General features: G+C 38.3%; 18 protein-coding genes. 14 read left to right on the top strand and 4 right to left on the bottom strand.

Features of this window, described 5'->3' with window-relative positions; translation table 11 throughout:
- The first annotated feature begins 70 nt into the window (after positions 1–70).
- The 3 genes from GX497_11270 to GX497_11280 are packed head-to-tail and all read left to right on the top strand — an operon-like array spanning position 71 to position 4,381.
- On the top strand, positions 71–775 hold the full coding sequence (locus GX497_11270) for an ABC transporter ATP-binding protein (protein HHY73772.1): 705 nt from the start codon (positions 71–73) through the stop codon (positions 773–775).
- A complete protein-coding gene (locus tag GX497_11275; protein ID HHY73773.1) occupies positions 775–3,135 on the top strand; it encodes an FtsX-like permease family protein in 2,361 nt (786 codons plus the stop codon). The genes GX497_11270 and GX497_11275 overlap by 1 nt, the downstream gene beginning before the upstream one ends.
- 4 nt (positions 3,136–3,139) lie before the next feature.
- Positions 3,140–4,381 (top strand): efflux RND transporter periplasmic adaptor subunit, encoded by a 1,242-nt coding sequence (locus tag GX497_11280; GenBank protein ID HHY73774.1) that lies wholly within the window; start codon positions 3,140–3,142, stop codon positions 4,379–4,381.
- Between the two features lie 84 nt (positions 4,382–4,465).
- Here the strand turns inward: GX497_11280 and GX497_11285 are convergent, their stop codons facing one another.
- Complete coding sequence (locus GX497_11285; protein HHY73775.1) at positions 4,466–4,603, bottom strand: DUF4023 family protein; 138 nt, start codon at positions 4,601–4,603, stop codon at positions 4,466–4,468.
- 198 nt (positions 4,604–4,801) lie between these two features.
- Here GX497_11285 and GX497_11290 point away from each other — a divergent pair, with 198 nt between their 5' ends.
- From GX497_11290 to GX497_11320, 7 genes are all read left to right on the top strand, one after another.
- Positions 4,802–5,146, top strand: a complete 345-nt coding sequence (locus GX497_11290; protein HHY73776.1) for an ASCH domain-containing protein — start codon at positions 4,802–4,804, stop codon at positions 5,144–5,146.
- Positions 5,147–5,176: 30 nt separating this feature from the next.
- Positions 5,177–5,620: a DUF2269 family protein gene (locus tag GX497_11295; protein ID HHY73777.1), complete on the top strand. Its 444-nt coding sequence runs from the start codon at positions 5,177–5,179 to the stop codon at positions 5,618–5,620.
- Between the two features lie 139 nt (positions 5,621–5,759).
- Positions 5,760–7,505, top strand: a complete 1,746-nt coding sequence (locus GX497_11300; GenBank protein HHY73778.1) for an ABC transporter ATP-binding protein — start codon at positions 5,760–5,762, stop codon at positions 7,503–7,505.
- Positions 7,506–9,368, top strand: a complete 1,863-nt coding sequence (locus GX497_11305) for an ABC transporter ATP-binding protein (protein HHY73779.1) — start codon at positions 7,506–7,508, stop codon at positions 9,366–9,368. It abuts the gene before it with no gap.
- Positions 9,369–9,758: 390 nt separating this feature from the next.
- The gene (locus GX497_11310; GenBank protein HHY73780.1) at positions 9,759–10,454 is read left to right on the top strand and encodes a response regulator transcription factor; all 696 of its coding nucleotides are present in this window, start codon (positions 9,759–9,761) and stop codon (positions 10,452–10,454) included.
- The gene (locus tag GX497_11315) at positions 10,432–12,633 is read left to right on the top strand and encodes a GHKL domain-containing protein (GenBank protein ID HHY73781.1); all 2,202 of its coding nucleotides are present in this window, start codon (positions 10,432–10,434) and stop codon (positions 12,631–12,633) included. Before GX497_11310 ends, GX497_11315 begins: the two co-directional genes overlap by 23 nt.
- A 327-nt stretch (positions 12,634–12,960) precedes the next feature.
- A complete protein-coding gene (locus tag GX497_11320; protein ID HHY73782.1) occupies positions 12,961–14,685 on the top strand; it encodes an LTA synthase family protein in 1,725 nt (574 codons plus the stop codon).
- Between the two features lie 60 nt (positions 14,686–14,745).
- On the opposite strand, the gene GX497_11325 is transcribed toward GX497_11320, so the two are convergent.
- Both GX497_11325 and GX497_11330 read right to left on the bottom strand, forming a co-directional pair.
- Positions 14,746–15,063, bottom strand: a complete 318-nt coding sequence (locus GX497_11325; GenBank protein HHY73783.1) for a DUF2680 domain-containing protein — start codon at positions 15,061–15,063, stop codon at positions 14,746–14,748.
- An 80-nt stretch (positions 15,064–15,143) separates the two neighbouring features.
- Positions 15,144–16,286, bottom strand: a complete 1,143-nt coding sequence (locus GX497_11330; protein ID HHY73784.1) for an HD domain-containing protein — start codon at positions 16,284–16,286, stop codon at positions 15,144–15,146.
- A gap of 153 nt (positions 16,287–16,439) precedes the next feature.
- Between GX497_11330 and GX497_11335 the strand changes: the two genes are divergently transcribed.
- The 4 genes from GX497_11335 to GX497_11350 all read left to right on the top strand — a co-directional run bounded on the left by GX497_11335 (position 16,440) and on the right by GX497_11350 (position 19,241).
- Positions 16,440–17,933 carry a hypothetical protein gene (locus GX497_11335; GenBank protein ID HHY73785.1) on the top strand — a complete coding sequence of 498 codons (1,494 nt, stop codon included), beginning with the start codon at positions 16,440–16,442 and terminating at the stop codon, positions 17,931–17,933.
- A 74-nt stretch (positions 17,934–18,007) separates the two neighbouring features.
- On the top strand, positions 18,008–18,352 hold the full coding sequence (locus GX497_11340; protein ID HHY73786.1) for a DUF3307 domain-containing protein: 345 nt from the start codon (positions 18,008–18,010) through the stop codon (positions 18,350–18,352).
- 203 nt (positions 18,353–18,555) lie between these two features.
- The gene (locus tag GX497_11345) at positions 18,556–18,822 is read left to right on the top strand and encodes an AbrB/MazE/SpoVT family DNA-binding domain-containing protein (GenBank protein HHY73787.1); all 267 of its coding nucleotides are present in this window, start codon (positions 18,556–18,558) and stop codon (positions 18,820–18,822) included.
- Between the two features lie 8 nt (positions 18,823–18,830).
- Entirely contained in the window at positions 18,831–19,241 is a 411-nt protein-coding gene (locus GX497_11350) for a type II toxin-antitoxin system death-on-curing family toxin (protein ID HHY73788.1), read from the top strand.
- A gap of 55 nt (positions 19,242–19,296) precedes the next feature.
- On the opposite strand, the gene GX497_11355 is transcribed toward GX497_11350, so the two are convergent.
- Positions 19,297–23,073, bottom strand: a complete 3,777-nt coding sequence (locus tag GX497_11355) for a hypothetical protein (GenBank protein ID HHY73789.1) — start codon at positions 23,071–23,073, stop codon at positions 19,297–19,299.
- Positions 23,074–23,087 lie beyond the last annotated feature (14 nt).

Raw genomic sequence — 23,087 nt, forward strand, 5'->3', positions numbered from 1 at the left:
ACTTTTAATGTATGGTAAAAGTAAGATTTCTATACTTTTAAGAACCTCATTCTTTAGGGAGAGGGTAACGATGACGGCTTTATTAACGGCTAAAAATTTATCAAAGGTCTACCAGATGGGTGAAGTTACTGTTCAGGCTTTGAAAGATGTTCATTTTGAAATAAAAAAAGGGGAATTTATTGTCGTTTTAGGCCCAAGCGGCTCTGGAAAAAGTACGATGATTAACTTAATAGGTGGAATGGATACTGCTAGTTCAGGTGAAATTTATTATTTGGAACAGCCATTGCATCAAGCGACGGAAAAAATTTTAACAGATTATCGGCGTAATGCAGTCGGATTTGTCTTTCAGTTTTATAATCTTATGCCAAATTTAACGGCCTACGAAAATATTCAGCTTTCGACACAAATTGCTAAAAACCCGCTAGACACGATGGAAGTTCTTGAGCAGGTTGGCTTGGCTGAGCGTGCAGACCATTTTCCGGCGCAATTGTCTGGGGGTGAACAGCAAAGGGTGGCAATTGCGAGAGCGGTTGCGAAAAACCCTGAGATTTTATTATGCGATGAGCCAACAGGGGCCCTCGATTTTTCAACTGGAATACAAGTATTAAAGCTTCTGCGTGAGTTCAATAAGACCTATGGAAAGACGGTCATGATTATAACGCATAATGCCGGAATTGCCGCTATGGCTGACCGCGTTTTTTATATTAAGGATGGTATGCTCGAAAAAATCGAAGTGAATGAACATCCTCTAGACCCAGAGGAGGTAACGTGGTAATGCTGTGGCGGAAAATGTTCGGAGATATTTTCGAAAATAAATTTGCTTACTTTGCCTGTGCGGTTGTTATTGCCATTGGGCTTATGGCCTATACATCAATGTCAATCGCAAAAGATGGCTTGTTTTATGCCAAAGATCAGTTTTATCAAGACTATCATTTTGCAGATGGTTTTGCGAAGGTAAAAGCGATTCCCTACACAAGAGCGAAAACGCTAGAGGAAATTAGTGGGATAAACAAAGTGGAAGGCCGTTTGATTAAAGATGTAAGGGTATTAATGCCAGACACGAAGGAAAATGTCTATTTACGCTTGATTTCTTTACATCGTGCGGATGGAAATAAATTGAATGGAATTAAGCTTGAAAAAGGCACATTTCCTGAAGAGAAGCGGCAGCAGATTTTAGTAGCGGATAAATTTTATGAGGCCCACGGGCTGCAGCTAGGTGAAAAAGTAAATGTCATTATTGAAGGGAAGCAAGTGGAGCTTTCAATTAGTGGCACAGGGCAAAGCCCAGAGTATATTTATGCCTTGAAGGAGCTTCAAAGCATCGCAGCAGATCCGAAGACATTTGAAGTAGCCTATATGCCATATGAGGATATGGAGCAGCTTTTTAATCAAAAAGGTTTAGTAAATGATATTTCTTTTACACTTCGTCCAGAAGTCAATTTTGTGGATGTTGAGCAAAGAGTAAAATCTGCTTTGGAAAAATATGAGCTTGAAAGCCTCTGCTCTGCTAAAGATCAGCTTAGCAATGCGATGCTGACGGAAGAATTAAAGCAAATGGAAAGAATGGCGAGCAGCCTTCCCGTTATTTTTCTCGTCATTGCGGCTATTATTTTATATATCATGTTAAAACGGCTTGTCGAATCGCAACGTGGGCAAATTGGGACTTTGAAAGCCTTTGGCTACCGCAACCTAGAAATATTGCTTCATTATATGTGGTACGGTGTTTTTATTGGTGTATTTGGTGGGTTGCTTGGCGGTTTATTAGGAATATGGGTGTCAAAATATTTTTTAGAAATTTATCAAATGTATTTTAGTTTGCCGAACCTTGAAGCGCATACTTCCTTGAAGTACTTTTATCTCGGTATTATAATGGCGGCACTTTTCAGTGCGGCGGCTTCCTTTCAAGGTGTGAAGAGCGTTATCCGCCTTCAGCCTGCTGAGGCAATGCACCCTGTTGTGCCGACTTTTGTAAAAAAAACAAAGCTGGAAGAAATCCATTGGTTTTGGCGGATGTTTAATGTGCAAGGGCGAATGGCAATCAGAAACTTGTTGCGCAATAAAAGCCGCAGCTTCTTTACGTTTATTGGCATTGTCTTTACTTTTGCAATGATGGCATCATTTTTTTCCTTTTACAGTATGGCAGAAGTAATGATTATGGACCAGTTTACAAAAGTGCAAAAGCAAGATGTTAAATGGACTTTTGCAAAACCAATGCCGCGTTCCGATGTCATCCGTGAATTACAGCATGTTACAGGAATGAAGCATGTGGAGCCGCTCCTTGAAGTCCCAGTTTCATTGCGGTTTTTAAATCATAAAAAGGATGTCGTAGCACTAGGGATAACGGCTGACTCGACATTGTACAATGTCTTTGACAAACAAGGAAATCGCCTGGAACTGCCGAAGTCGGGGATGATGGTTTCTGAACAAATTGCGGACAAGCTTGGTGTTAAAGTCGGTGATGTGCTGCAAATGGAAAGTATGTATGCAAAGGATGAAAAACTAAATATTACGGTAGAAAAAATCATTCCACAATATTTGGGGGCTAATGTTTATCTTAATCAAGATGTTCTTTTGGCGTTGCTAAAGCAGGGGGAAATGATGACCTCCGCTCTCATGGCGATTGACGAAAAAGCGATTCCAGATTTAAAAGAGCGGTATCGTTCCTCAAAATATGTGAGCACAATAGAGGTTAGGCAGGAAATGATTGATAAGTATACAGAAATGATGGCAGCCTCCTCCTCTGCGATGTGGATCATGGCGCTTATTTCGATTATCACAGGATTTGCCATTGTCTATAATTCTAGCATTATTTCATTAGCAGAACGGAAAAGGGAGCTTGCCTCATTGCGGGTCATGGGTATGACGCCAAAAGAAGTAATGGGGGTTGTTTCCGTTGAACAATGGTTTCTTGGTTTTGTTGGCATGATTGCTGGCATTCCGCTTGCCTTTTCATTTTGTAAGTTAATGTCAACAAGTATGAGCAGCGATCTTTATACAATTCCAGCTGTTATTAACTCCGATGCAATTATTCAGGCTTTAATAGGAACAATAGTTGCCATCGCCATTTCGCTGCTGGCGGTGTCACGAAAAGTAAAACAGCTTGATTTAGTTGCTGTTTTAAAAGAAAGGGAGTGAAGCTATGGAACGGCATATAAAATGGATTATAAGTGGTATTTTAGCATTAAGTATTGGTAGCTATTTTGCTTATTCATCGACAAAACCTCTTGAAACAGAATTGCTTGAGGTTAGGTCGCAAATCGTTTCGCAATCATTTAAAGAAGAAGGGATTGTGACAGCCAGCAACGAAAGACCTGTGTACAGTGTCATAAACGGAAAAATTAGTAATCTCCCAGTCAAAGAAGGGCAGCGTGTCAGGAAAGGTGATTTATTAGTAAAAATTGAAGCAGAGGATTTGGATTATCAGCTCGGCCAATTAAAAGCACAGCTGAAAAGCATCAAAGGGCAGGAAAAGCAGGCTAATAAAAGTTCCTACAGAGCGCAAGTGAAACAGCAACAATTACTCATTGAAGAAATGAAACGCCAGCTTACTATTGGAAAAGAAGATTATGATAAAATAAAAATTCTTTATGATCAAGGTGCAGTTTCAAAGAAAGATTTCGATGATGCCAAAAATAAAGTAGAGCAGCTTGAAAATACAGTAATGCAAGAGGAGCAAGCATTACAATTAATTGAAGAACAAGCTAAACCAGTACCTGGAACAGAACAATATTATGCAGGATTACAAGAATCAATAAATGAACAAATCAATCATGTAGAGTATCTGATTGCAAACAAAACAATCGTTGCACCAATGGATGCCATTATCAAAGAATTATCTGTCAAAGTAGGTGCAATGGTGACAAGCCAAACGTCATTAATGACCCTTATCACTAATGACAAACTTGAAGTAGATGTTTACCTTTTGACAGAAGATGTAATCAATGTAAATGAAGGGATGGAAGTCAAACTCACTCAGAAAAGGAAAAACGGGGATTATACATTTGCTGGCACTGTAAAGGCAATCGCCCCAGCAGCCGAAGAAAAGGTCTCAGCATTAGGACTAATTGAGCAAAAAGTGAAGATAACAGTCGCGCTTGGTGCCAAAGCACCAGAACTACGTCCTGGATACGCTTTGGATGTGCAGTTTACAACATTAGAGCAAAAAAGTAAATTAGCTGTTCCAAAAGTGGTTCTATTCCCAGATAGTAATGGTGGAGATGCTGTCTGGGTTGTCAAAAATGGCAAGGCTGTAATCCAAGAAGTAAAAACAGGAATGGAAACCGATGAGGTAGTTGTCATTGAAAAAGGATTAAAAGCTGGTGACAAAGTCATTAAAAATCCGCAGCTTGAAGGGATTAAAGAGGGGAAAAAGGTGAAGTAGTTGGGAACCTGGGCTGCCAATCAGTTGATATATAGCAATTGGCTGCCCTATAATATTATTTAATATGTGTAGTTCCCCCTACCATCATTTACTGTGCTTAGGGTTGTTATGCTTCTTTGTCGGTAACTGTTTTTCTGGGTGCCCTTTCCCGCGTTTGCGGTTTTGTTCATCTTTTTCCTGTGTGTCATGTAGTTTTTCAACAAATTCATGTGTGCTGTCCATATAAATGGCCTCCTTTTTTATTTCTGGAGTTTTCTATGTTACTTTATCCAATAACATTCAATTCATGTATAAAAAGAAGTACATTTTTCACAAAACTTAATACTAAAAACGTGATGTTAAAGGTGCAAACAGGGCAGAATATGTGATAAAGTTGATTTGAATAATTTTATAAATAATACATAGGAAGGTGGCTTTTTTATGACAAACCAAAATGATCATACTTCTTTACCACCAAAAACATGTACAATTGAACGATTAGTAACAGTAAAAGAAGATGTAGAAAAAGTATTAAAGGGACAAAAAACAGCTTCGCGCCGAAATGGCAGATATGCTGATATTGGCGAGGTTATGACACTTCAAGGAAAGGATTTTGTCGTTGAACGTGTTTATTCACAGTCACTTGGGGAACTGACTGATGAGCATGCCCAAGAGGAAGGATACGCTAATGTAGAGGAATATAAACAATCCATTTTATCAATGCATCCTGGGATGCCATGGCTGCCGCAAATGCGTGTATGGGTTCATGAGTATCGGCCAGTCTAGCCTATAGCCTAGAAAATTGCTTTATACTAGATGAACTATAATTTATATCAGATTATTCTTTATATTCATGTTGTTAGTGTGATCCTTACTATTGGTCCCTTTTGCATATTATTCCCGTTTATAAAAAAGCTGCAAAATGCAAATGAAGATGAACAACAGGCATATTTAAATGTATTTAAATTCACTGTTAGAGTATCAAAACATGCCGGGCATGTATTAGTTGTTACAGGAATTTTACTCGTTTGGATTACTTCATGGACATGGACAACATCTTGGCTCGTTGTGTCAATTTTTATTATGCTCTGCTCCGGCTATTTTTTAGCGCGCGCTTTTTCACCAACTGTGCGTAAGTTTAATGACCCAAATCAAGATAAGGAAAAATCAGTGCGCACTTTGTATCGGTCAACTTGGATTTACATTATCCTATTATTATTAATGCTTTGGTTTATGGTAGCAAAGCCTGTATTATGGTAGATAAACTGAAGGGGCTGTTCACGAGAACAGTCCCTTTTAAATATTTTATGGAACGAAATAGATGGATTTCCCATTAAAATGGAGTATATTTTAGTATAGATAGTTGGAAAAATAAGTGTTTTTAAGGTGGAATATTTTTATGAACTTTTTGAATAAATATGTCCGAAAATATTGGCTACCTTTTACCTTTGCTGTTGTTTTTTTAACTTTAGAAGCAATTGTAGATTTACTTTTGCCGACAATCATGGCAAAAGTAATCGATGTTGGCGTTGCTAACAGAGATATGGATTATGTGCTGAAAATGGGCGGTATGATGCTACTAATCACTTGTTTTGGGGCAGTGTCGGCAACTGCAAGGAATTTTATTTCCAGCTTTGTCTCACAGCGTTTTGGTGCAGAGCTGAGGTATGACCTTTTTTGTAAAATTCAATCATTGTCATTTCAAAACATTGATAAATTTGACCGCGCTTCGCTTATAACAAGAGTAACGAATGATGTTACCCAGATTCAAATGTTTTCTAATGGACTTATGCGAATATTTGTTAGAGCGCCACTCTTATGCATCGGATCCCTCATCATGGCTGTTCGTTTGAATCCTCATTTATCAATCGTACTAGCTGTTGTCGTGCCAATCATAGCGATTTTAATTGTTTTAAGTATGAGGCTTGGCTTTCCACGCTTTATGAAGGTGCAAAAAGCGATGGACCGCATGAATGGCGTCATGCGTGAATATTTATCAGGTGTAAGAGTTGTTAAAGCATTTAATCAATTTAATTTTGAGATTCATAAATTCGGGCAGGCTAATCTCGGTTTACAAAGTACGGCAACCTCTTCGACTCGGGTGTTATCTATTTTTGGTCCGATGATGGTAGCGGTAATGAATATTGGCATTGTTGCTGTGCTTTGGTTTGGCGGCTATGGCGTTCAGAGCGGTCATATTCAAGTTGGGGAGATTATTGCCTTCACAAACTATATGATTCAAATTTTATTTTCATTGCGTCTGATTTCGATGGTTTTCATTATGTTTGTACGGGCAAAAGCGTCTGCAGGGCGCATTGGTGAAGTGTTTGCCGAGGAAAATCAGCTTAAGTCTAAGGGGAAAAAGTCAGCAACAACAACGAGTGATGGTGGTTTGACCACAAAAGGGCGGATTGATTTTCACAATGTTTCATTTGCTTATAATGGCGCTTTAAGTGAAGCGGTTTTAAAAAATATCACGTTTACCTGCTTGCCTGGGGAAACAGTTGGCATTATCGGCTCAACTGGTTCAGGCAAGACGAGTTTAATCAACTTAATTCCGCGCTTCTATGATGTAAGCGAAGGAGTGGTGAAGGTTGATGGTGTTGACGTTAGAGAGTATGACATTAAAAAGTTAAGAGAAAAAATTGCGGTAGTGCCGCAACAGACGATGCTGTTTACAGGGACAATTGCTGAAAACATTCAATGGGGAAAAGAAAATGCCAGCGAAGACGAAGTAAAGCGGGCAGCCGTTATCGCTGAAGCAGCCTCATTCATCATTGCTTCACCAGAGGGCTATCATACAAAACTTGGTCAAGGGGGCATTAATTTATCAGGAGGCCAGAAGCAGCGGCTATCAATCGCTCGGGCATTGGTGAAACAGCCGGAAATTCTTATTTTGGATGATAGTACAAGTGCAGTGGACGTGGCAACAGAGACTAAAATCAAGGAATCTCTCAAAAAATATGCAACACAGTTAACATGCATGATCATTACGCAACGGGTTTCTTCGATAAGGGATGCTGACAAAATTCTTGTTTTAGATGATGGCAAACTTGTTGGCTTCGGTACCCACGAACAATTAGTGAAAAATTGCCAAGTATATCAAGAAATCTATCATTCACAAATTGGGAAGGAGGTGCTGTGAGTGGCCGCGGGTGTTAATGGTCAGTCGTCTGGAAAGGATAAACGTACTAATAGGGTTTCGCCGCCAGATGCAAAGCCTAAGAGTGGATTTAGCAAACATCACCTTAGACAGGCAGATAAGCCGAAAAATCTTAGTGGCACATTAAAGCGGCTGCTGTTTTTTATCGGCACGGAAAAAAAGCTCTTACTAACTGTTTTTCTGTTTATTTTAATTGATGCTGCTCTCTCCCTTGTCTCGCCTTATTTAATTGGAAAAGCAGTCGATGCGATGGCAAGCAAAAATGGCGCTGTTGATTTTGGCGTTTTAAGTACGATTGTCATCGTTTTGCTTTTTGCTTATGTCATGAGTGCCTTTCTTACATTATCAGAAGGCTGGCTCATGGCGGGAGTTTCGCAACGGATTGTTGCTAGTTTAAGAGAAGCGTTGTTTGCGAAGCTGCAAAAGCTTCCAGTTGCTTATTTTGACAGCCATACACATGGGGAATTAATGAGCCGCTTGGTGAACGATATTGATAATGTCTCAAGCAGTATTTCCCAGTCAATAACCCAGCTTATGAACGGCATTATTGTTATTATCGGATCATTTTTCATGATGCTGTATTTAAGTCCGACGCTTACATTGGCAAGTGTTATTACAATCCCGTTAATCTATTTGCTCACGAGGATGATTACAAAGCGAACAAAAACATTATTTCGCAACCAGCAAAGGCAGCTCGGGCTGTTGAACGGCCATATTGAGGAAACCATTTCAGGCTTACACGTCATAAAAGCTTTTAACCACGAGGAAAAAGTGATTGAGCAGTTTAAGGATATTAACGATGAGCTGCAAAAGGTCGGTTTAAAGGCGCAAATTTGGTCGGGATTTTTAATGCCGTTTATGAATATTATTGGCAACATCGGTTTTGTGATTGTCGCCATTGTTGGTGGGATTCTTGCGGTAAAAAATATGATTACAGTTGGAATCATCGCCAGCTTTCTAACATATTCGCGTCAATTTGTCCGCCCACTAAATGACTTGGCTAATATTTATAATGTTGTCTTATCAGGGATTGCCGGGGCGGAGCGGGTGTTTGAAATTTTAGATGAACAAGAGGAGCAGGAGGATTCAGTCGATGCCATCCCTCTGCAAAATCCGCACGGTCATGTAACTTTTGACAATGTCAGCTTTGGCTACCGAAGAGATGTACCGATTATTAAAAATATTAGCTTTGAAGCTATAGCTGGAAGCAGGACGGCGTTGATTGGCCCTACGGGTGCCGGTAAAACGACCATTGTGAATCTGTTGACCCGCTTTTATGATGTGACGAAAGGCAGAATCTTAATTGATGGCAGAGATATGAGGACTTATACGAGGGATAGTTTGCGTAGCAGCTTTGGCATCGTTTTACAGGATACGTATTTATTTTCTGGAACAATAAAGGAAAATATCAAATATGGTAAGCCAGATGCCAGCGATGAGGAAGTGGTGAATGCTGCTATAATGGCAAATGCCGATAGTTTCATCAATCGTCTTTCGAATAAATATGACACCGTTTTGGATGAGAATGGCGGCAATCTAAGTCAAGGGCAAAAACAGCTATTGGCAATCGCACGGGTTATCTTGCAAAAACCAGCATTTTTAATTTTGGATGAAGCTACAAGCAGCATTGACACACGGACTGAGCAACAAATCCAGAAGGCATTGACCAATGTAATGGCAGGCCGCACAAGCTTTATCATCGCCCACAGATTGAATACGATTCGCGATGCTGATACAATCATGGTCATTGATGCCGGAGAAATCGTTGAGAGCGGCAGCCATGAAGAGCTACTTGCGGAAAAAGGTGTCTACTTTGATTTGTATCGGAGTAGCAAGGTGCAGTGAGGATGGAACCTATATTTATGGAAAAACGCCCCCCCTTTAGGAGGCCTGCTAGATAAATGCGGGAATCCCAAAGGGTGTTTTTATACTGATAGGAATATTTAGGCAATCGGACAATAAATGCTGCTAACTGGACAATAAAGGGTATGCAACCGACAATAAAAGCCTTTAATTGGACAATAAAGTCCTCAGACAGGACAATAAATATTTTATTTTTAAGAAGACTCTACTAAATCTTAAGAAAATCTTAAGTTTTATCCTCGCTCAATGTTAAGAATTAGCGGCTACAATGGAAATAAGCTCATAGGGTAGATGAAAAAGCATGTATAAATGGTGGGTCTCTCTTAGAATTCGCCCAATAAAGCGATATAATTCGGAAAGGAGCGTGAAAAAATGAACAATTACTTTGTCCTAGTTGTCGATGATGAAAAAGAGATTAGAGATGCGATTGAAATATATTTAAAAAATGAAGGAATAACGGTCATTAAAGCAAAGGACGGCATTGAAGCGATTGAAAAGCTGAATGAGCAGGAAATTCATCTCATTATTCTAGACATCATGATGCCAAGATTGGACGGAATTGCGACAACCTTCAAAATTCGCGAGCAAAAAAATATCCCAATTATCATGCTTAGCGCAAAAAGCGAGGATACGGATAAAATTTTAGGATTGCAAGTTGGTGCGGATGATTATGTGACAAAGCCGTTTAATCCCCTGGAGCTTATTGCCCGTGTGAAATCACAGCTAAGACGATATGTGACGTTAGGAACTTATGGAGGTGCAACGGACAAAATTATTGATCTCCGTGGGCTAACACTAGATCAAGCTGCAAAAGAAGTCGCTGTCAATGGCGAGCAAGTGAAGTTGACGCCAATTGAATACAAAATCGTTGAACTATTGATGACAAATGCTGGCCGCGTTTTTTCGATTCATGAAATTTATGAACGTGTTTGGAACGAGCCTTGCTACAATGCGGAAAATACAGTGGCGGTTCATATTCGCAAAATTCGCGAAAAAATTGAAATTGATCCGAAAAATCCGAGATATTTAAAGGTGGTGTGGGGAATTGGCTATAAAATGGAAAAGTAAAATTGTAATTATTGCTTGGGTGTTACTGTTAACATATGGGTTAAGCGGGCTGTCTGTCGGTTTATCAAAAGGAAATTATTATCTCGCTAAAGATTATTTTCAAACCGACCAATTTGAAACCACTTTTGATCGTTTTATCAATGATTTGTTGATATTTGAATTAAATAGTTTGACAAGGGAAGAAGTGAAAAAGCAGCTTACTGTTTCTACAGAGGAGATTAATGAGCACCGCTATCGCTACGGGAATTTAAATGAACAAATTACGAATATTAAGGGACAATATGAAGGGAAAATTCAAGATGCTTTAGCAGCTAAGAACGAAGAAGTTGCAAAGCTATACACTGAAGAACGTGACCAAAAAATTGCAGATATTACAAATAATTTTACTAGTGATGAGCATGTTCGACAGAAGGTTCTTAAGGAAAAAGAAGAGAAAGTTGACCATTACTTTGTTGAGTTGGAACGGAATCGCCAAGAGTTTTTAGCTTATCAACATTCGTTTGTATACTACTTGAAAAACAGGAAAACAGGCGAAATCTATACGAATTTAAATGCAACAGAAGAAACAGCTGAACAAAAAATGACCAGTAAAAACATGGCATTTATTCGTACATACACGAACTTAACAACAAAAAATGATTACTATAATTTCGGTGATTACGGTATTGTTAATCCGATATTAGATAAAAATGTTGCAACTTTTGAAGGGAAAATTGCTGTTCCAAAAACAGCTTCGCAAACGAATACGGTTTTAAATGATTACTATTATTTTAAACAAAATCAAATTGTCTATTACATTTATTCGTTAGCAGGAATCGCTGCGCTTCTACTAAGCTTATTTTTTTATAAAAATACAGCGATAATTCGAACGCTTAGATTTGAAAAGTTGCAGCCTTATTATAATAAGGTTCCAATTGATGTAAAAATAGTAGCCTTCTTGTTTACCTGTTTGCTTGCCTTTCTTTTTCTAAATGAAAGTTGGTTTTTTAGCTATTGGGAAAGTATGTACAGTCTATTGAAGGTTATTTTTTATTATTTATTTTGGTCTACAGTATTTCTTTCTCTAGCACTTGTGCAGGGGAAACTTCTTTTTGAAAGATATAAAGACCGTTCTAATTTAAAGAACGATATTAAAGAGGCATTCTTAATTAAAGCAAAGGAAGCAGTAAAGAGCGCTTTTTTAAATAGACGTGTTGGCACCCAAATTTTCATTATTTTAGCTGTTGTGTATGCTTTTGGTTTAGGAGCCATCATTGTAGTGATGGAACCGGCTTTTATCATTATATATGGCGGATTGTTTCTCGTTATTGGCCTGCCACTTCTTATTTTAATCATGAAACGCACTGGTTATTTTAATCAAATTATCAAAAATACAAGTGAGTTAGCTAGCGGAAATTTCGAACCTGATCTGCCGATTGTAGGCAAATCTGTATTAGCAAAGCTTGCAGAGAATATTAATACGTTAAAATACGGTGTAAAAGCATCACAAAAAGAGCAAGCAAAAAGTGAACGTTTGAAAACAGAACTGATTACAAATGTCAGCCATGATTTACGGACACCATTAACTTCAATTATTACTTACACAGAGCTGTTAAAAACGCCAGAGCTTTCCGGTGATGAGCGGGATTCCTATATTGAAATCATCGACCGCAAATCTAAGCGCTTAAAGGTTTTGATTGACGATTTATTTGAGGCTTCAAAAATGGCGAGCGGCAATATTGAGTTACTAAAAGAAAAGGTAGATTTAGGGCAGTTATTGCAGCAGGCTTTAGCGGAATACGACGAAAAAATCGCTGAATCAACATTGCAGTTTCGAATTGCGACACCTGATGCGCCAGTTTATGCAATAGTCGATGGACAAAAAATGTGGCGCGTCTTCGATAATGTCATTGGAAACATTTTGAAATATGCGCTTGAAAACACGAGAGTCTATATTTCAATGAAGCAAACAGGAGAAAAGGTCGAAATCTCTTTTAAAAATATTGCAAAATACGAGCTTGGCGGTGATGTCAATGAGTTATTTGAACGCTTTAAGCGCGGTGATGTATCCCGGCATACGGAAGGATCTGGCCTTGGTTTAGCAATTGCAAAATCGATAGTTGACCTCCATGGTGGGGAATTAGAAATGGATGTTGATGGTGACTTATTTAAGGTTACGATTATGTTGGAAACAAAATAATTTGATTAACATCAGGAAATTGGATAAATAGACAAAGCCTTAGGGTATATTACAAACAATGTTCCACATGAAACGTCATTTTATTGCACAAGCCGATTTATTACGACCACTTTAGGGGCGAAAATCGGCTTGTGAACATTTCAATACTAATGAGGATGATTCATTTTGGTCAAAAGAAAAGATGCAAGTAAAGAAAGAAAAGATAGCATCGCCATAAGAATCGCAAAAATATTGTATACCCTTTTATTTGCAGCAGCTGTAGCGGGAGCTTTATTAATCTGTACAGAAACGTTTGTTCGTGGTGATTTCTTTGAGGCAAAAAAGTGGATGGCAGCTCACTACAATCCCTTTATTTTAAACTATATAATCTTGTTTGTATTTTTCCTTTTGTTTTTAGGGCTGTTTAATGATTTATTATTTAGCACTTTTGCGTTTACGGCTTTTATTTTTGTTTTAAGCTATATCGAAAGATATAAGGTTATGTTTTTAGGTGAAAATTTATACCCATGGGATGTATTGCTTTATCAGCAGTTATTCAACTTATTGCCAGAGCTTATCAAAGAGGTAAACAAAGAGATGGCGCTGATTGCAGCTATCGGAGCCGTACTAATGATGGCGGCGCTTATTTTTATTAAGAACAAAATAAAGTTTGTCGTATGTAGACTCAGTCTTTTGAACAGGCTTGCGTTGATTGTTGGAACTGCTGGGTTAATCGTTTCTTTCTTCCTATATAGTTCAACGCCATTAAAACATCTGTTTGATTCATTGCAAATTACGAATATGAACTGGAATCAGGAAACGAATTACAAAATAAACGGCTTTGTCCTCAGCTTTGTTTTAAATACGGAAAGTGCGCTCATTTTCCCACCAAAAGGATATGGAAAAGAAAATATAACGAATATTGTCAAAGACCTAAGTGCGAAATTGCCACCAGAGGTGCCAAAGAAAACGTTAAAACGGAACCCCAATATTATTTTTATTATGAACGAATCGTTCTGGGATCCTACCCAATTACAATCGGTTACATTAAGTGAGGATCCAATGCCAACGGTTAGGAAAAATCAAGTCGGCTGGCTTCTTTCACCACAGTTTGGCGGAGGTACCGCCAATATTGAATTCGAGGCTTTAACTGGCCTCAATGTTTCATTTTTGCCAACTGGCTCGATTGCCTACCAGCAATTTATAAACCGACCGCTTCCATCACTAGCAACGGTGTTAAAAGAACAAGGCTATGAGGCGACAGCAATCCACCCGTATTACAATTGGTTTTGGAATCGCGAGAATGTTTATAATTATATGGGCTTCAATGAATTTATTAGTTTAGATCACTTTAAGGGTGCTGCATACCGCGGCCCTTATATTTCTGATCAAGAAGTAAGCAAAAAAATTATTAACAAAATAGAGGCAACGGAAAAGCCTGACTTTATTTATGCAGTTACGATGCAAAACCATGGCCCATACGAAAAAAATCGCTATAAAGGCGCTAAAATAAAAATCGAAGATAAGAATTTGTCCGATGAAGCCCGCTATACATTGGAATCCTATACTCAAGGTGTTGTTGAAGCAGATGAAGCACTTTATGAGCTTATTCGGCATTATGAAAAATCAGAAGAACCGACGATAATCATTTTTTATGGAGACCATTTACCGTTTTTAGGTGCATACTATTTGGCCTATAAAGAAGCGGGGTTTGTAAATGATAACGAAGATAAATGGTCGCTTGGAGACTATCATAAAATGAGAACGACGCCATTAGTTATATGGGACAATTTTTCGAATAAAAAATCTGAACTTCCAAGCATAAGCCCATCATTCCTAGCACCGCATATTTTTAATTTAGCGCAAATCCAAAAGCCATTGTACTATCGATTCTTGGAGGAGTTTAATAAACAAATGCCAGGCTTTACCGCAGCCATTAAAAATGATGCGAACGGTCATTTGTATAAAGAAACGCCGGAAGCAGTGAAGCCGCTTGAGGATACTTATTTGCACCTGCAATATGATTTGTTGTTTGGGAAACAGTATGGGATAAAAGCTTTGTTTGACGGTTAAGGGGAATAGCACACTATCTATAAGCGATACAAAAAAGGTGAGTGTTAAGCCACTCACCTTTTAATCATCATCTTTGTCTTTATGGCAATGACGCGGCATATAGCCCTTTTCCTTCATCATTTTAGCTTTCTCTTGCAGTTTGGCCTTGATTTTGTCGCCTTGCTCCTTTGTCATTACACCGAATTCAACATGTTTATCAATCAATTTAAGTTTCTTTTCAAAAATTTCCTGGTGAATTTTAGCAAGCTCCCTTTTTTGCGCCTTTGTTAGCTCCACCTTTGGCTCGGGATTATCAGCCACCTCATTTTCCGCCCATGCGGGAATTGCCAAACCAAGTGTCAAAAATAGCACACTCAACAAAAACATAAACTTTTTCATGAGAAAAAACCCCCTATTCATATTTTTCATTGTTAATATGTAACAGAGGGGATGGTTTTATCCGTATTTCGTAAAAGTTTTCAAATGTCTTCATATGCAGCCTTTATTTTTAAAATTTCATCCAAGTTATTTAAAAATATATCAACAAGTTTTGGATCGAAATGGTGCCCGCGTTCCTCTTTAAAAAGATTTATAATTCGCTCCAGTTCCCAAGCCTTTTTATAATATCGATCACTGGCAAGGGCATCAAATACATCAGCAATAGCCGTAATTCGACCATATATATGGATTTGCTCCCCCTTTTTGCCATTAGGATAGCCTGTTCCATTCCATTTTTCATGATGTTCATGGGCGATAATCGCCGCTGCTTGAAGAATATGCCTTTTTGATTTTTCCAAAAGTTTGTAGCCAATTGTTGCATGTGATTGCATAATTGCAAATTCTTCTTCCGTTAACCGACTAGGTTTTTTTAAAATTTCATCTGGAATGGCAACTTTGCCGATATCATGCATTGGTGATGCCATTTTGATTAGTTCTGCTTCTGCTTCAGACATTCCAAGTCCCATTGCCAAAATCTTTGAGTATTCGGCGACACGCTTGACATGATTCCCTGTTTCTTTCGAGCGGCTTTCGCCAATTTCCCCCATTGTAAAGATAATTTCTTTTTGTGTTTCTTCAATTTCATGGAGGAGCATGGCTGATTCTAGTGCTTTTCCCGTATAAGTAGCGGCAAGTTCTAAATATTTTAAATCCTGATCAGAAAAAATACTTGCCGATGTCATTTTATTAATAGCCTGATAGCAGCCAATGATTTCCCCCTGCTGGTTTTTTATCGGAATAACAAGGATGGACTTCGTTCGATAGCCGGTTTGTTTATCAACATTTTGATTAAAGCGATCATCTTCATAGGCATCATCAATAATAATGGAGCGGCCAGTCAAAACAGCATAACCTGCTAATCCGTTATAAACAGGCATTTCAATTCTGTCGACACCATGTGCCACCTTTGTCCATAATGCCTCCGCATCTTTATTATATAACCACACTGTGCAACGATCGGAAATAATGAGCTCCCGTCCCATATCAGCCATTAGCATTAGTAAACGATCTAAATCTTTTTCATTGGAAATTTTCGCAACGTAATGAAAAATAACCTCAAGCAACTCATTAGGCTCTAATTCTTTTCTAAATTTGGATGAGCCAAATTCCGTACTTTGTCCCATGGTTCAACACCTCAATTTAAGAGTAATCTAATAATTCATACATGTTAAGTATTTCTTTAAAAAAATTAGATTTTGTGGCACTTATTGCCAATATAGTAGTATTTATGTTAATTTTAAAATAAGTTAAGTAATCTTATAAAAAAGGTGATAATTATGGAGAAAAAGCATTGGAAACGACTGATAGTGGCTGGGTTGATAAGTTTAACCGTTGCCTTTCAAACATCTGTTTCATTTGCTGCTTATAAGCCGGGTGAAGTTGTTACAAAAGCAGGCACTGGTGAGTTAGGGTATAAAGACGGTGCATCAGCGGCTGCGAAGTTTCACTTACCTTCAGTTGCAGTAGAGGCAGAGGATGGCATGATTTATGTTTCAGATACGGAGAATCATAGAATAAGAGTGATTACTCCAAAAAATGAGGTAAATACATATGCGGGAACTACAAATGAAACAGATCAATATGGCTTTCAAGTTGGCGGCTATAAAGATGATGAACGTTTAAAAGCAATGTTCAATGCGCCGAAAGGCCTTGCTTTATCAAAAGAAGGTTTTTTGTTTGTTGTTGACTCAGGCAATAATGCAGTAAGAGTGATTTATAAAGATGGTGTAGTGAATACAATTACAAAGGACTTAAACGGCCCAACAGATATTGTTATTGGAAATGATGGACAATTAATCGTCAGCGATACACTTAATCACCGCATCGTCGAAATAACAGAACAAGGGAAGATTTCCGTTCTTGCTGGCGGTGGCTATAGCAAGGATGGAGAATGGCTGATTGGCAGTTTTGCAGATGGTAAGGGAGATGCTGCAAAGTTTAACGAACCAACTGGCTTGGCCATAGATGCTGAGGGCAACTTGTATGTTGCAGATACAGGTAACCAAAGAATTAGGAAAATTGATGCAGCTGGTAATGTAACAACTTTTGCTGGGATAGGCTCTAGTAAAATGGATGGGACGAGCTATATCAGTGGAGGCTTTTTAAATGGCAACAAAACAAATGCCCAATTTAATTTTCCTTCCAGTTTAGCGTTTGATCAAAACGGAAATTTATTTGTGGCAGATACATTAAACCATATCATTCGGGTTGTAACAGTAAATGGAACGGTAGAAACAGTTGCTGGTATTGCTGGTGAAAGCGGCAATAAAATCGGTCCAGAAACAAATGCCCAATTTGACAGGCCTGTTGGTGTAACCGTTTTGAAGAATGGTAAATTGCTAATTGTTGATCAGCTGAATAATAAAGTACGAGAACTAAGTTGGTATGGTCTACCTGCTAATATAAAGGGAAGCCAAACAACGATTCATGTCGTTTACAAAAATAGTCTTATTGATTTTAAGGATGCAGCGCCTAAGGTCATTAATGGGCGTACGTTAATCCCGTTAAGAACCGTTTCTGCAACATTTGGCTACAAAGTAGATTGGAATGAAGCAACCGAAGAAATCGCTATTCAAAATGGTGATCAAACAGTCACGTTAAAAGTTGGCGATGTCGTTGTAAAAAAAGGGAATCATCAGTTTACATTAGATATTGCACCTGAAATTGAAAAGGCATCGAACAGAACTTATGTCCCATTACGCTTTATTGCAGAGGCCTTTAATTTGCAGGTGGATTGGTTAAGTGATGAGCGTGTAGTATTAATTAGGTAATGAAACGAAGTTTTATTTTCATCCATGGTTGAGTACGTCAGCCTATGGAGGGTTCGAATGAGAGGGGTTTATTGGTGAGTCCATTTGACATATTATTACTTGGTCATTTAATAGGTGATTATTTATTTCAAACGAGCTGGATGGCGGCCAACAAGGCAAAAAATTGGGCTGCCCTTCTCACTCATTCATTCGTTTATACTCTAGCGGTAGGAATAGTCGCCTGGTTTGGTTTTGGTGGGCTTTCAATATGGGGTCTTTTGCTCGTTTTCGGATTACATGTCTTTTTGGATCGGCGCACCTTTGTTGCTTGGTGGGTTCGAACCGTTATGACGTCAACAGGAAAAGAATCATGTTGGTTAAGCATTGTTGTTGATCAAGTGTTTCATTTAATTGTGTTGGTGATTGCGTTGCAAATATAGTAAAAGAGTGAAAAGTGGAGTTTTGTTGATTTTGTAAATAACCGACTACCAAATGGAGCAATTTTGGGGTCGGTTATTTTTCTTTGTAATGTTCGCTAGTATCGGGAATCTACCTAATATGTTAAAATAATCATATATTATAACGTTATAACGGTAATAAGTTGTGTCAATTAGGAATATACTAGTAAAGGGGAGAGTTCAGGATGGCGGTGATTGAAGTGGAAAGAAAAGTAACTAAAATCGGTAATAGCCTAGGTATTACACTTCCACAAGAAATTTTAGAACATTTAAAGGTGAAACAAGGGGACGAAATCCAGTTTCAATTAGAGGAAAATGGGAGAGTCTCATTTAAGAAAAAGCAGCATTTAAATCTTGAAGCACTTGACGGAATAGACCAGGACTTTTTGGACGGAATAAAAGATTTATTTGACAACTATGACCAAACGCTTCGAAATCTCGTCAATCGGTAATGGAAAGTATGATAAGATATTTAACCGAAAAAGAAGTTATCCTAATCAACGCTTTAGTCATTAGAAGATATTCACCTAAAGAACAAATAGGTGTGAAGCTGCCTGAGTTGCTGAATAGTGCTGTATATAGGCCGCAACAAAGCCTTTTCGAAAATGAGGCTTACCCTACAATATGGTTAAAAGCAGCTGCCTTATTTGAAAGCCTTGCAAAAAAACATTCATTTCATAATGCCAATAAACGAACAGCTTTTGCAAGCATGAAACAATTTCTGTGGTTGAATGGTTATACATTAACGGCATCTGAAACAGAAGCAGAAGACTTTACAGTTCATATTGTAGTTACGAAACCCAGTATTCCATTGCAACAAATTGCTGATTGGATTGAAGGGAATAGTATTGGAAGAAAGAAGGAGAGTTAATCATTTGTGATTACTCTCCTTTTTTAGTAAGCATTTATAAATAGTATTAAAATACTTAAAATGGGTCATCCATTAAAACAAATGTTATTTCCCAACTATTAGGATTATCACTTAGGTCATAAATGGTTTCAGGTGCAAACGTAATCGTTTTTCCACCTGCTAAATCAATCGGTATTGCTCCGTTGTATTTAACAAGGAATGTTACCGTATCATCTGGAGCATAGTTCGTAACAACGATACCAGTTGTTCCAAGGCTGTTATTAAATGCTGTTGTAATGGCATCTTTCGGATTCTTGCTTGGATTTAAAGGTTCATTAAAGGTGAGTACAAGCGTGTCACCAGAACTAAACTGTTTGTCTCTTGATGGTGAATACCACTCCGAATCCCAATCATAACTAGCACTTGAAGGTCCGACAGTATCTTGATTAACTGTACCGTATAAATCGAAATCAGCGACCCTAGGATCATCAGTAAATGTAATTTCGACTTTTTTAACATCTACCACAGGGTTAGTTAATTCAATCTCAGCAAATTTTCCTACGGGTTTAATAGTTTTTACGGGATTACCTAATTGATCATACAGTGTTATTACTGCGATTCCTTCAAAATCACCATTGGTGCTTGCCATAAAATAAGAATTTACAGTGACTAGACTTGGGAAGTCATAAACAAATCTTTCATCTTTCTTGTCTCCGATATTGTTACTAAAGGATTTGTCAGTAAAATAATTGTACTGACAGCCACCTTGGCAAAGACGATCATCATAGCGAACCATGCTATTTGTTCCTAATAAACTCATTTTGTCGCTTGTATCTGGTGTTGTAACGGTCACCATTTTTAGCTCTGACAAATTGTTATAATCAACCGCAATCATATAAATATCATAGGTCTGATTTGGTTCTAATCCAATAATGGTTAGTTGGCTAGGTTTATTTACGTCAATTGAAACATAAGATTCAGCACGTATTGCATTGGCTGGAGCACCGTATGTAACCTGATCAGCAGTTAATGTTGGTTCGCCACTAGGCATGACGACATAATACATGTGCGCAGACCCCGAATTTTCAGTAACGTCTATGTTGAAAGTTACTCGATCTGGATGAACGCTATTAGTGGTAGGAGTCCCATTTTCGAAAATTGGCGGCACATCATCAAAACGCTCAATGTAGTAAGTTCCTAACAGATTGTTGTCCTTATCAATTACAGAAAGTGCGAACTTATCTGCAATCGCATTATTAATTACAAAGTCTGAAAAAAGTACTTCTACATATGGGATTCCATTTTCCGCTTGGATTGTTAAATCACGGTTAATAGAGTCTCGGTAGTAACTTGCCTCTACTTCAACTGTTCCAATATCATCCAGTGGCAGTATAGTCCCATTGGCATATGGTTTAAAATATAGCCTAAAGCTTGATGTACTATGACCAATCGAAGCACTTGCAGAATAATTATCAATAGAAAACTTTCCGTTTACATCGAGGTCAAACCCAACGTTTTTGATTACGTTTATAGAAAACTCCCACAATTCATTCCCATTTTTCCCTCGAATAGGGTTAGAACAACAATCGTAACGGACGGTTGGATTTAGGCTTGTTAAATTATTTTCAGTTGTTGTTATTGCAATAGTTTGGCGATCTACAGTGATGTCAACAATGGAAACTACATTGTCAGTTTCATCGAACACACGAAAATTGCCAGCATCAATACTGTCTTCCAACTCCTCATCAAATGTAAGAATAATTTGTTCTCCATTTACTTTAGAGTTAATTAATGTTAATGATGGAGGTATTGGATAGCTATCTTCAGCAATTACGACATTCGAAGGCCTACTTTCAATTCCATTCACTGTTTGTGTGACATAGTAGCGTTTTCCATTAAGATTAACAATAAAACGAGGACCATTATCTGCGTTATCTATTGTTTGAACAACGGAATCAGTATCCGCATCATATAGTTTTAATAATGCGTGAATTTCATGATTAGTTATATCAATATAGAAAAAACCATCAGGACTTCCTGAAATTTTTGGGGCAGCCGGTCTTTTAATTGTATTCTCCAATGTATACTCAAATGAAGCCACTTCACTAGTCCGTATACCGTCTTTTACAGCAATCGCTTTAATGACAGTTTGATCAGATGTTATTCTTGGTTTATAGGTAGAATCATATACTATCTTGTTATTCTTAGTTGGTGTTGTGCCATCTATTGTATAATAAATATCTGCTCCTTCTGTCATTGCTTGTAGCGTAATTTCTTGTCCGACATCAACAATACCAACGGGTGGGTTAGCAGTTGGTTTAGGAACAGGTCCTTCAAACACGCCATATGTTGAAAAGTGGCTAACAGTTGCTGTTACTGTTTTGGCGGTTGGATTTACTTCGGACGATTGTTGATATTGCCATGTGCCATCACTATTTTGATAGAATATACCTATATCACTGCTAGCTGACGTATACGGCAGTGTAAGTGTTACACCTTTTCCTGCAAGATTACTTACATCAATTCCCGCAAATGTGAAACTAGCAATTGCTCCTGCTGGCTTTAGTCCAGTTGTTGCAAAAGTGTTAGGGTCAACAGACTTTACTGTTACAGAAGCTCCGCTTGGAATGTCTAATGTGCCAAGATTGAGACTAATTCCTCCTGTGAAATTTAGCGGCTCCCCTTGCTTAATTGCAACAGATGTTCCGATTGGGTTTATTGTTCCGCCACTTCCACCAGTGCTACCTTCGCCACCGCCGCCTGTAGTATTTCCACTTTGTTGTGGGGATTGATTTTGATTTGGATTTGTACTTGACGGTACGGATGGACCAATTTTATCTATTTGCTCCTGTGTTAGCCCTGAATTTTTAGCCGCTGTTGTTACTTGCTGTTGTGTAGTTGCTGTTTCCGTTTTAAGTGCATTATTATCTTTAATAATGTTATCAAGTGTTTGCTTATATGTTGTTTCTAGTATTCTTTCAACCTCTTGCCTAATAGAAGATTGACTAATTTCTTTCAAAACAGTCTCTTGAATATTTGCTAGGGCTGTGGCTGTCTTTGATAACTCTATCGCTGTTTTAATTAATTCTTCTTGCTTTGTTTGTTCGAACTGTTTTTGGGCCGCAAGTGCTTTTTCGTTCGTTTCCTTAATAACTCGTGTTAAATCTTGAATGATTTCAACAATCACGACTGGTTCAACTTGCCCAATCAATTGACCTACATCTAATAGCTGCGCTTCTGGTATTGCCGCTTGGTTTGTTGCTGTAACAAGTGTGTGATTGATTGTGACGAGCTGTTCTGCTAGTGAAAAGTTACCGTTTGTTGCGCTCCCGTTGTTCCTAGAATCAATATTTTGACTAACCCCTACGATTCCTTCGAGAACGGAAACAGATGATTTCCCAGCTAGAGGATCTGTTGAAACGAGAAAGTGAGTCCCGCGCACACCCATTACAGCAGTAGGTGTTTCAATATCATACTCATCATTGACATTCGACAGATTCTTTACGCTATTCCAAACCTTCCCAGACAGTACTTTTGTTTTTGTTTGCTTTCCATCATCTTTATTATCTAACTTAGAAACGATAAGCTTGGAATTGGCTCCAACGGTAGCTTTTGAGCCATCATCATAATGAATATTGGCGGAAGCTTTTCCTTCCGTGCGGACGGAGTCCCCTTGCGTAAGACTCATTCCATCCTTAGCTTTAAATTCCCGTTGTCCGCCACCTTTTTTAATGTAAACTTCACCTTTGACCTCTTTTACGACCGCAATGCGTGCGGCATCTGCATGAAAAAAGGCGGGAAGAAGCAATGAAAAAAGAAACAAAATGGATACCCAGAATTTTATATTCTTCAAACTATCCCCCCTCA

It is taken from the genome of Bacillus sp. (in: firmicutes), from assembly GCA_012842745.1.
GTDB lineage: Bacteria > Bacillota > Bacilli > Bacillales > Bacillaceae_J > Schinkia.